The organism is Streptomyces sp. NPDC001941, from assembly GCF_040296945.1.
Classification (GTDB): domain Bacteria; phylum Actinomycetota; class Actinomycetes; order Streptomycetales; family Streptomycetaceae; genus Streptomyces.
This window is the reverse complement of record NZ_JBEOYE010000225.1, coordinates 1-2904: the sequence shown is the minus strand read 5'-3', so window position 1 is coordinate 2904 and position 2904 is coordinate 1. Positions and strand designations below refer to the sequence as shown.

General features: G+C 29.7%; 3 protein-coding genes. All 3 read right to left on the bottom strand.

The features are described from left to right. Positions 1–442: 442 nt before the first annotated feature. Positions 443–1960: a relaxase/mobilization nuclease domain-containing protein gene (locus ABT160_RS46690; RefSeq protein ID WP_351656441.1), complete on the bottom strand. Its 1518-nt coding sequence runs from the start codon at positions 1958–1960 to the stop codon at positions 443–445. A 2-nt stretch (positions 1961–1962) separates the two neighbouring features. After that, complete coding sequence (locus ABT160_RS46685) at positions 1963–2448, bottom strand: plasmid mobilization protein (RefSeq protein WP_276117874.1); 486 nt, start codon at positions 2446–2448, stop codon at positions 1963–1965. Positions 2449–2543: 95 nt separating this feature from the next. After that, a complete protein-coding gene (locus ABT160_RS46680) occupies positions 2544–2834 on the bottom strand; it encodes a hypothetical protein (protein ID WP_351656438.1) in 291 nt (96 codons plus the stop codon). Positions 2835–2904 lie beyond the last annotated feature (70 nt).

The following is a 2904-nucleotide window of genomic DNA, read 5'->3' as shown; positions in this document are numbered from 1 at the left end:
ATGGAACCAGCACTCAAAGAAGCAATTAAAATAGCAGGAAAGAAGAAAGGTAAACTTCAAGGCGGAGCAAAGGCTGTTATAAGAGAAGCCTTAATAGAGCATTTCAAGAAGAATAAAGATTACTTTAACTAAAGTTATAGTTTTATGTTAGAGAGGAGTCAACTCAATGAATAAAACGCCATCAGAATGCTTTTAAAAGGGCTTAAAAGGCAAAATATGAGCTTATAGGACGATTCAAGCATTAAAGGGAGTGAAAAATTCATTTTTCAATTTCTTTAGTGCTTTTTCGTTGGTTTGCTCAACGACAGGAGCATTATTTTTTACTTTGTAAAAAATAGAGTTTTTTCAAAACTCAAATAAAAAAGTCCGCTCTTAAATTTTAAAGCCCAAAAATTTCAGATCCGACTTGTTTTATTGTTTACTCATCAGAATTTTCAACGGACTAAATTTCAAAATCATCATCACGTGCTTTGTGTTTTGAACTTTGATTTTTTTGATAGGCTTCTAAACGTTGTTCTGATTTTTGATAATATTGAATGTTTTTATCGACTTTATATAAAGTATCTCTTAAATCATCACGTTCAAGTTTTAGATTTTTTATTGTATCTCTGATAGTGGTATCTACATAATCTAAACTTTTGTTTTGTTCGACATACTCTATAATCTTTGTATCTAATTTATCTAATTGCTTTTCTGTTTCTTGATAGGTGGCTTTTAAGTCCTTTCCTATGGTTTCAAAACTTCTATCAAAACCAAGTCCTTGACTAATCAAGAAATCGAACTCATGAAAGACTTGTTTGAGTTTGATATTGGCATTGTCAGAATAAAGAGGGACATTTCCACTTTGTCGTTGTAGATTTTTAGCAACAGTTGTTCCATACATGATTTTATTGTTTGCCGGACTTTTCTTATCAAGATAAGAAAATCGGTCTTTATTTTTGATAAAGACTTGATAATCGCCATTTTCTAATTTATCGACACAACGTGCAGGTATCTTTATTGTCGCTTCTTTATCTAAAACAGTATCAATCGTTACGTATAAAAAATTTTCAGTTTCTTTCTCAATTTGCCAATCTTCTACCAAAATTGAAATTTCTTTTTCTTGTCCTTTTTCTTGAATGCTTTCTTTGTCTTTCCAAAGTTTCACGACTTCCTCTACTGAATAACCAATGGTATTTTTTTCTATCCGTTCTTTTAGATTTTCCTTTAAAAATTTATCATTTTTTAAACTTCTATCTCTAATTTTTTTGGTTTGTTCGCTTCCCTCTAAAAGATAAGTGGTATATTTTTTTGTGTCGTCCACTTTTAAATTTAAGGCTCTTGCTTTTGTTTTAAAATCTTCCCAAGTGTGAGAATGGTTCATTAAAAATTCAAGTTTGTTTTTAATCTCTTTTCGGTAAGAATTTTGAGCAAGATAGACCAAATAATTTTTGTGAGAGTTTCCTAATTTTTGTTCAGGACGGACAATAATTTTACAACCATATTCTTTAGAAATTCTATCAGAAATTTCTTTCAATCGTTCTAAATCATTTTTGTTTTGTTGAAATTTATTTAAAGTTAAAGGGTCAGTTGCATTAAGCACAATATGATTATGGAGGTGTGGCTTATCGGTATGAGTGGCGATGATAAATTCCGCAGAACTTCCGAGATATTCTTTCATGGTTTTTAAACCAATTTCATGAACTTGTTCAGGGGTTAAATGATCATCAGGCGAAAAAGATTGGACAAAATGATAACCGTAAATTTCATTTTTTCGTGGCTTGTTTTTTAAAGCGATAGCCATTGTTCGTGTCGCTAACATTTCATCACAGGTTGAATGAATATCTAAAATATTTTGACCGGAAACATATTCAAAGTCATTTGTTTTTTCGGAGTTCATCACATAATCAATGAGTTGTTTTAAATCTTTTGAAGAATGAACTGTTCCGTTCGATTGTTTTGGCATATAACTCACTGTCATTTTTACTCCCTCTCCGAAATAAAATGAACAACTTTTTGAATTTTATTTTCCAAGTTTTCTAATTGCTTTTGATAATCAGACATCAATTCTTTTGTCTGATTATTTTTATTTTCGTTTAAATGTTTAGCAATTTGATTGATATTATTTCCGATACGTTTTAGTTCAGATTTTGTCGCAGAAATTTCAGAAATAATATTTTTATATTCTGAAAAATCAATAGAAAAAATCTCTTTATTGCAACAGGCTCGTCTAGCAAAAATAGAAAAATTAGTGATACCAGTTTTTCTCATCATCAATTTAATTCTTTCGTTCTCTTTTTCATTTACACGAAATTTTTTCTGTATACTTCTCTCACGATTTTCAATTATTTTCATCTTGTCAACCTCACAAATATCTGTCAACTCTAAAAGCTCAAAATAGGGGGTTAGTGTCTTTAGTGAACTTCGCACTTGGGTACCCAAGTACAGTAAAAAGTATTCATCTTTCACTCACAAAATCTAAAATTTCCAATTTTATTTTTGTTCGTTTCAGACGAATCTTTTTATTTTTGGTGGTGTCCCCCAATCCCCCTTTTTGAAAAAAATTAGAGCTTAATTTCAAATTCTTTTAAGACATCTTCGTATAAATCTTTGACTTCAAAACACAAATTTTTAACTTCATCTTCGGTCAAAGTTTGAACATATTTTTTTGCGTGAATGTAATGATTTAATTCTTCTTTATCAATTAAATCGAATTGTTCATGTATCATTTTTTCTAAACTACTTGTTAGCTTTTTTTTAGATATAGGGAATTTATTTGTCAGTTGAATGGCTTCTAAAATTTCACGTCCATAAAATTCAGTTTCTGTAAAATCTTCGCCTTGATAGTTAATCATAATTCATTTTCTCCTTTGATTTTTTTGTTTGAAAGTTTATCGTTTTTTAGTTCAGTTTCTTGTGGTTTTT